The organism is Streptomyces sp. NPDC059695 (assembly GCF_042733785.1).
Taxonomy (GTDB): Bacteria; Actinomycetota; Actinomycetes; order Streptomycetales; family Streptomycetaceae; genus Streptomyces.
This window is the reverse complement of the sequence record NZ_JBHWFF010000003.1, coordinates 179,365-186,194: the sequence shown is the minus strand read 5'-3', so window position 1 is coordinate 186,194 and position 6,830 is coordinate 179,365. Positions and strand designations below refer to the sequence as shown.

General features: G+C 69.8%; 9 protein-coding genes and 1 pseudogene. 8 read left to right on the top strand and 2 right to left on the bottom strand.

The features are described 5' to 3' along the window. The 4 genes from ACFV2S_RS06065 to ACFV2S_RS06050 form a co-directional block, all read left to right on the top strand. Nucleotides 1-775: B12-binding domain-containing protein (locus ACFV2S_RS06065; protein ID WP_385554658.1), on the top strand; the 775-nt coding region annotated here is incomplete at its 5' end. 392 nt (nt 776-1,167) lie between these two features. Then, nucleotides 1,168-1,815, top strand: a complete 648-nt coding sequence (locus ACFV2S_RS06060; protein ID WP_385554656.1) for an RNA polymerase sigma factor — start codon at nt 1,168-1,170, stop codon at nt 1,813-1,815. Between the two features lie 644 nt (nt 1,816-2,459). Further along, nucleotides 2,460-2,702, top strand: a complete 243-nt coding sequence (locus tag ACFV2S_RS06055; RefSeq protein ID WP_385554655.1) for a hypothetical protein — start codon at nt 2,460-2,462, stop codon at nt 2,700-2,702. 91 nt (nt 2,703-2,793) lie between these two features. After that, nucleotides 2,794-3,525, top strand: a complete 732-nt coding sequence (locus tag ACFV2S_RS06050; protein WP_385554653.1) for a YqjF family protein — start codon at nt 2,794-2,796, stop codon at nt 3,523-3,525. Between the two features lie 268 nt (nt 3,526-3,793). Here ACFV2S_RS06050 and ACFV2S_RS06045 read toward each other — a convergent pair whose 3' ends face one another. Next, on the bottom strand, nt 3,794-4,429 hold the full coding sequence (locus tag ACFV2S_RS06045) for a type III effector protein (RefSeq protein WP_385554651.1): 636 nt from the start codon (nt 4,427-4,429) through the stop codon (nt 3,794-3,796). Nucleotides 4,430-4,556: 127 nt separating this feature from the next. Here ACFV2S_RS06045 and ACFV2S_RS06040 point away from each other — a divergent pair, with 127 nt between their 5' ends. The 3 genes and pseudogenes from ACFV2S_RS06040 to ACFV2S_RS06030 all read left to right on the top strand — a co-directional run bounded on the left by ACFV2S_RS06040 (nt 4,557) and on the right by ACFV2S_RS06030 (nt 5,993). Further along, entirely contained in the window at nt 4,557-4,988 is a 432-nt protein-coding gene (locus tag ACFV2S_RS06040; RefSeq protein ID WP_385554649.1) for an Hsp20/alpha crystallin family protein, read from the top strand. Between the two features lie 106 nt (nt 4,989-5,094). Further along, nucleotides 5,095-5,490 (top strand): annotated as a pseudogene (locus ACFV2S_RS06035) (DUF2267 domain-containing protein). Between the two features lie 59 nt (nt 5,491-5,549). Continuing rightward, complete coding sequence (locus ACFV2S_RS06030; protein ID WP_385554648.1) at nt 5,550-5,993, top strand: DUF2267 domain-containing protein; 444 nt, start codon at nt 5,550-5,552, stop codon at nt 5,991-5,993. A gap of 307 nt (nt 5,994-6,300) precedes the next feature. Here the strand turns inward: ACFV2S_RS06030 and ACFV2S_RS06025 are convergent, their stop codons facing one another. Next, nucleotides 6,301-6,462 carry a hydrophobic protein gene (locus ACFV2S_RS06025; protein WP_385554646.1) on the bottom strand — a complete coding sequence of 54 codons (162 nt, stop codon included), beginning with the start codon at nt 6,460-6,462 and terminating at the stop codon, nt 6,301-6,303. Nucleotides 6,463-6,570: 108 nt separating this feature from the next. Between ACFV2S_RS06025 and ACFV2S_RS06020 the strand changes: the two genes are divergently transcribed. Next, nucleotides 6,571-6,747 carry a CsbD family protein gene (locus tag ACFV2S_RS06020; protein WP_385554644.1) on the top strand — a complete coding sequence of 59 codons (177 nt, stop codon included), beginning with the start codon at nt 6,571-6,573 and terminating at the stop codon, nt 6,745-6,747. Nucleotides 6,748-6,830 lie beyond the last annotated feature (83 nt).

Here is a 6,830-nt window from a genome sequence, read left to right as displayed (position 1 = left end):
GCTTGCCCGCCCCGCCCGGCACGCGGCGGGAATGGGCTGCGCAAAATGTGGGGGGTCACCCCCCACCCCCCCCCCGGGGGCCCCCCCCCCGGGGGGGGGGGGCGCGCGGGCCCTGGGGGACGTGCGCCACGAGTGCCGTGGTCTGGCACGGGCCGCAGTGCGTCTGGACGCCGCGGCGATGGAGACGTTGCTGCAGCAGGCGATCTCCGACCACGGTCTCGTGACTGCCTGGGAGGACGTCATGGTTCCCACGCTGCGCGCCGTCGGCCGAAAATGGGAGTTGTCCAACGACCTCTATGTCGAGGTCGAGCACCTGCTCTCCTGGCAGGTGTCGACGGCTCTGCGCCGTGCCGCCCTCACTGCCGCAGACAGGTCGAGGGCTCCAGTGCTGCTGGCCTGCGTGCCGGCGGAGCCCCATACGCTTCCCCTGGAAGCCCTCGCGGCCGCCCTCTCAGAGCGGGGACTCGAAGCTCGCATGTTTGGCGGCGCCGTCCCCGCGGAGGCCTTGGACACTGCGGTGCGCAGGTGCGGTCCGACCGCGGTGGTGCTGTGGTCCCAGACCCGGACGACGGCGGACCACCCGTTGGCCCGCCATGTGGCGGGCACGACGTTCGGGCTGCGCGGTGCCAGGACGTCGCCCCTCGTCGTACTCGCCGGACCCGGATGGGCGGGCAGAACACCGGCAGCGGGCATGCTGCGGCCGCGAGGGCTGCGCGAGGCTCTCGACTCCATCGCGCGGATCTACGACGAGCCCGCGCCAGGACGGGAGCGCTGATCGGGTCGGCGCCTGGGCCGTCTCTTTCGGATCTTGCCGGGATGCTGACCTGACACGATCTGTTTCGGTGCGGTTCCGGCGCACTGCCGGATCGGCACCCCCTCGCACGGCCCGCGCTCCTGCGCGGGGAGGGCCCGTCTCTTCTGAGGGAGAACACCCCTGGCATTGGCCGTCTCTCCCGGCCCGACCGATCGGGCCGAGGACTCCGAGCGACGACAGGATCCGGGCGGGCGATGCGCGGCGCCCGGGGTGGGGTGATGCGCATCCGGCAGTGAGAGCGGTCCAGGTGGCGCAAAGGCGGATATTTCGCTGCAATATCAATGCGTGTTGCCCCGGTGCATCGGCTCGGCGAATCTCAGGAGGAACGGTGGACCCTGCCAAAGGAGCAAGACATGGTCTTCGCACCGTACTCGCCCTCGGCGCAACGCAGCCGTCAGGCGCCGCCCGCGGTCTCCGCCCGAACCTCACATCCGGCTGGGCGTTCGACAGAGGAGCTCCACGCGTCGGAGGCAGAGCTCGCGAGGCGATTCGCCGGTGGCGATCCGGCCGCGCTCGCCGCACTGTACAAACAGCATTCCCGACTGGTTTTCTCGCTGGCCCGACGCGCCCTCGGCAACACCCAGGACGCGGAGGACGTCACCCAACTGGTCTTCCTCACCGCCTGGCGCTGCCGCGCCGGATACCGCCCGGAGCGAGGTGGTCCCGGCGGCTGGTTCGTCGGCATCGCTCGACACGTCATCCTGGACGCTCATTCGGCGTGCAGGCGGCGGATCGATCTCGAGCACGCGCTGACGGGTCAGCAGCAGGTGGTGCGTGACCCCAGCAAGAGCGAGTGCGATCAGACACTGGATCGCGTGCTCGTCCTGCAGAAGCTCGGACTCCTTTCACCCGTACAGCGGCGGCTGGTAGGGATGACCTTCTACGGAGACATGACCCAGGCTCAGATCTCGAAGGAGACCGGGCTCCCACTGGGCACTGTCAAGAGTCATATCCGCCGGGCTTTGCACGCCCTTCGCCGTTGTTCGGAACCTCCCGTCTGAACCGCTCCCGCACGGGCAGCGCCAGTCGGCGGATGCCGGACGAGCTCGCAGACCATCGATCCGGCCGACGGCACGCCCCCACTCCGACCGCCGGCCGTCCGGGTCAAGGACGCATCCGGGGGCACCACGTCATCACCATCTCTGCCGAATCCTCAACGCGCTGTCAAGGAGATCTCATGTCCCCTGCCGAGACTCATGCGCCCGGCGCCTGCACCCCAAGAGCAGGCCTCTACGAGTGCGACTGCGCCGCCGGGCACCTCTGGCGTATCGACCTGGCCGGTCACGCCTTCCCCCCGTTCCCGCCCGGCTGCCCTGCCGGCCTCTGGCGGGCGAAAGACGCCGGGATCACTACCTCAGCCGCCCCGGAGAGTGACTCCGGGCTGTGACGGTGGCGGCTCGGCGCCTTCCGCGCAGCGCCCGAGCCCTCAGGTCCTGGCGGACGGCCCGCCGGGAGGTGGCTCGGCCACCAGTCGCGTGCCCTACGCATCCAGAAAGGCGAATCCCACGAAGCCAAGAAGAAGGTGGGCGTCGGCAACACCAGCGCCGACTGGCGATCCACTGGGTCGCTGAGCCCCAGCGGACGCGTCTGTTCGCCCTCGAGCGGTCGCCCTCGTGCTGTCCACTCAACGGAAGCGAGAAACAAGATGATCGTCAAGAAGCTTCACGAAGCAGGAGTCACCAGCGAACACGCCTACCTCGCGGCGTTCGGCTCGATCGGGCTGTCGCTGGCCTCGTGGCTCACCTCGCGGCGAAGCGAGAACCTGGAAAGGGCCGACCGCTGGGGGATCTTCGTCGGTGAGTGGGCGCCCACGTTCTTCGCCCTGGGGCTGGCACTGGCGAACTACGAGCGAGAGGAAACCCCGGTGGGCCTCGTCGACGTCGGTTAACGCCCTCATGTCGGGTTAAGAGGAGAGGGAAGCCATGGAGGGGTCATGCCGCGGTTCCGATGGACCACGCGTGCGTCGGGCGGAGCGATACGTGGCGCCGAAGCCGGTGTCGCCGGCCGGTCCACCGCCGTCTTGCGGCAGCACTTTCCGCCAGCGGTGGACCGATCTGGTCTTCGTGCACTGGGAGACGTCGCCTGACGCCGTCGCCAGTCTGTTTCCACTTGGAACGCGGCCGGACGTGCTCGACGGGAAGACCTACGTGGGCCTCGTCTTCTTCGGCATGAGGGATCTCCGTCTGTCGCGAGGTCCTGTCCTGCCCTTCGGGGGCCGGTTCGAGGAGATCAACGTGCGCCTCTACAGCGTCGATGCCGCCGGCCGGCGCGGGGTGGTGTTCCTGAGCCTGGACTGCAACCGGCTGCTTCCCGTCATCGCCGCGAACGGCCTGTTCGGACTTCCCTATCGCTGGGCGTCCGCCCGCTGCGACCGCTTCGAAGAGAGGATCCTCTACGCCGTTCGGCGCAAGAGCCGGGAATGTCCTCGTTCCCGGCTCTGGGCTGCGGTCGAGGGCGAGGAGCGGGGCCCGAACGCGTTGGAGGATTTCCTGACCGCCAGATGGGGTCTCCACGCCCGGGCTTGGGGTCGGACATTCTACTGGCCGCTGCACCACGAGCCATGGCGCTTCAAGGACGCGGCGCTGCTCCTGCTGGAGGACGAACTGGTGCAGGCAGCCACCGGTCTGACGGTCGATGCGTCCTCACCGGCAAGCCTGCTGTACTCGGAAGGCCTGTCCGTACGCTTCGGCCGGCCGTTTTGGATCTACTAGACGACCGCGACGTGCTCTCGGGCATTCCTGCAGTAGACGCCGCGACAACCCATCGTCCCCGAGCCGAATACAACCTCCCGCCAGCCGAGCGGCAGCTCCGGATTCGGACGTCCATCGGTCGATGGGACATCCCTGAAGATGCTCGCCGCGCTCCTGGCCGGGATCCACGAACCCACCGGGTACGGATGACTGCTGTTCGCGTTCTTCGCGGCGATGGCGGACCGTGCCCTCCCGCCGACCAGGGCAGCGCGTTGTCGCGGGCGTGTCGCTACGGGGCGGTGAGGTCGTCGAGTCGGGCGGCAAGATCGGGGTGGGCGGCGAGCAGGTGGGGGCGGGCGGCGAGCAGGGGGGCGATGAGGTCGGCGGGATCGTCTTGGGCGAGTGCCTCGTGGAGTTCGGTGAGCGGGCGTCGGGCCGTGGCGGGCAGGTCGGTGAGTGCGGTGATCTGTCCGGCGAGACGTCTCAGGTCGGCTGCGTTGTGGCGGGCCCAGGCGGCGGTGGTGCGGTCGGCGGCGCGGGCCTGGCGGGTGGCCGTCACGCGCTGTTCGCCGGTGGTCCCGACCGGGCCGGGGCGGCCGCGCAGGTAGCGGCGTTCGGCGGCCTGGCGGCTGGCGACGCCGAGGGGCGGAGCGAGGTCGGCCCAGCTGGCGCCCGCGTCGCGGGCGGTTTCGATCAGGCGGGTCTCCCATCCGGCGAGCCGCTCACGTACCTGCCGCAGCAGCATCAGTGATGCCAGGGCCGCCTCCGGGCCCGGGTCGACATCGGAAGAGGCCGGGGCCTTGAGCTGGGCGTCGCGCAGGGCGTCGTCGATGGCGTGGAGGGCTGCGGTCGCGGCGAGGAACGACGCCGGATTGTCGGCCTCGGTGCCGGTGCCGGTGGTCGGCGGCTGATCGGCCGGGGTCACGGACACCTCCCTGGGGTCGTCATCGATCCGATGACATCATGTTTGTCATCCATTGGATGACATGTTACAACAGTGTCAGCGAGGCGCATTGGCAGTTACTGCCTGAACCTTCTGGAGGTGTTTCACGATGTTGATGCGCACTGACCCCTTCCGTGAGCTGGACCGGCTGACCCAGCAGCTGACGGGCCCGGAGACCTGGTCGAGGCCGTCGGCGATGCCGATGGACGCCTATCGCGAAGGCGACGAGTACGTGGTGGCCTTCGACCTTCCCGGTGTCACCGCGGAGGCGATCGACATCGACGTCGAGCGGAACATGCTGAAGGTCAAGGCCGAGCGCAGGCCGGTGACGAAGGCCGACGACGTGCAGATGGAACTGTCCGAGCGGCCGCTGGGCGTCTTCTCCCGCCAGATCGTGCTCGCCGACACCCTCGACACCGAGCGCATCAGGGCCGACTACGACGCGGGAGTGCTCACGCTGCGCATCCCGATCGCCGAGCGCGCCAAGCCCCGCAAGATCTCCGTCGGCGTCGGCGCCGGCCGCAAGGAGATCTCCGGCTGACACCGGCCGGACACCGGTGCGGGGGACGGACACCTGATCTCCCCCCTCCCCCGCCCTCCGCACCCCGTGGGCAGGCCGAAGAAGAGCTAGAAGGGGTGAGAGCGACATGACGCTGCGACGCGACGCATTCCTCGGCCATGTCAAGGAACGCGGCACGTACGGCACTGCGGAGGAGGCCGGACGCGCGGCGCGGGCAGTGCTCGCTCTGCTTGGCGCTTACCTGGTCGGCGAGGTCCGCGCCCAGCTCGCGTCCCGCCTGCCGGAGGAGTACGCGCTGATCCTGCTCGAGCCGCTGCAATGCGCCGAACCGCTGTCTCCGGAGCGGTTCGCGCGCGCGACGGCGGCCTGGATCGGGGGCGCCACCGAGCAGACCGCGACCTGAGACGTCAGCGCCGTACTGTCCACGGTCACGGACACCGGGGACGACGACATCGTGGAACAGATCCTGCTCCAGCTCCCCGCCGGCTACGACCTCCTCTTCGGCCGCCCACAGCCCACCTGACCACCGGTGCCGCGCACCGGCACCATCCCATCCTGGTTTGACGAAAGGCATGCATCCCAGTGATCACCGACGTGCGCGTACCGCTTGAGCGCCAGCAGCCGTTCTCCACCGCGTACGAGCAGATGCTGGAGAGGGTCCGCTACGAGGGCGCCTACCCCACCCGCGAGCGAGCGGACGAAGCCGTCCGCCTGGTCCTGTCGGGGCTGGGACGCCAGCTGACGGGCGAGGAGCGCGTCGACATGGCGGCCTGCCTGCCCCTGGAGGCCGCACGCGTCCTGACCTCACAGATTCCCGACCCCCAGCCCCTGGAGGGCTGGGCCTTCGTCAAGGACCTCGCCGCACGCTCCGGCGCCTCCCTGGCCACCACACGCTGGGACACCGGCTCCGTCTTCGCCGCCGTCACCGCCCACGCCGGCCCCCACCTGATCACCCGCGTCCTTCACCAGCTGCCCTCCGGCTGGGCCCTGCTGTTCGGCCAAGCCGAACTCAGCCCGACCGCGTAGCACCGACACCAGGCGCCGAGAGCGAACACCGCCAGTCCCGCCCCCCTGGGGGCGGCTCGCATGGCGAAGGTCCCCCGATCCTCGCGATCGGGGGACCTTCGCCTGTCCGCCCACGCCTCGTACCACCGTCCGCCTGGCCCGCGATGCCCGACAGGAACGCACACCCGCTGGAAAGCCGGGCGGACGTCCTACCTGACCCTCACCCCCACGCCCGCCCCGCTGCTGTCCGCGGGCATGCCGGTGGCCCGCCCCCTGTGCAGGGACGGGCCACCGGCATGCCTTGACGGAGTGATCCAGAACCCGCCGTCTACCAGCGGTACCAACGGCCGGAGCCGTTCTTCGGACGGGCGACGAACCCGATCAGCCACAGCACCAGGACCGCGATGGCGACCCACCAAAGGACCTTCACCGCGAAACCAGCACCGAACAGGATCAGAGCGAGCAGAAGAACAAGAAGCAGGGGAACCATAGTTATCAACCTCCGGCGCATCGGATGCCCCAGCCCGCCCGGCATATGCACGGACCCCGCCGGGTTTCTTCTCAGCGCCGCGCCCCTCCCTGCGCGTAAGGACAGGTCATGGCTGACAAGGGCCGCACGGAAAAGGTCAAGGGCAAGGCGAGGGAAACGGTCGGCACTGTGACCGGCGACGACAGAATGAAGACCGAGGGACGGATGGACCAGGCCAAGGGCAAGGCGAAGGAAGCAATGTCCGACGCCAAGGACGCAGTGCGCGGCAAGCGCGACGAGCGCTGAACCGTCGGCCGCGAGAAGGGGGGGGCCCCCCCCGGGGGGCCCCGGCGGGCGCGCCCGGCGGCGCGCCAGCCGCCGCCAAAACA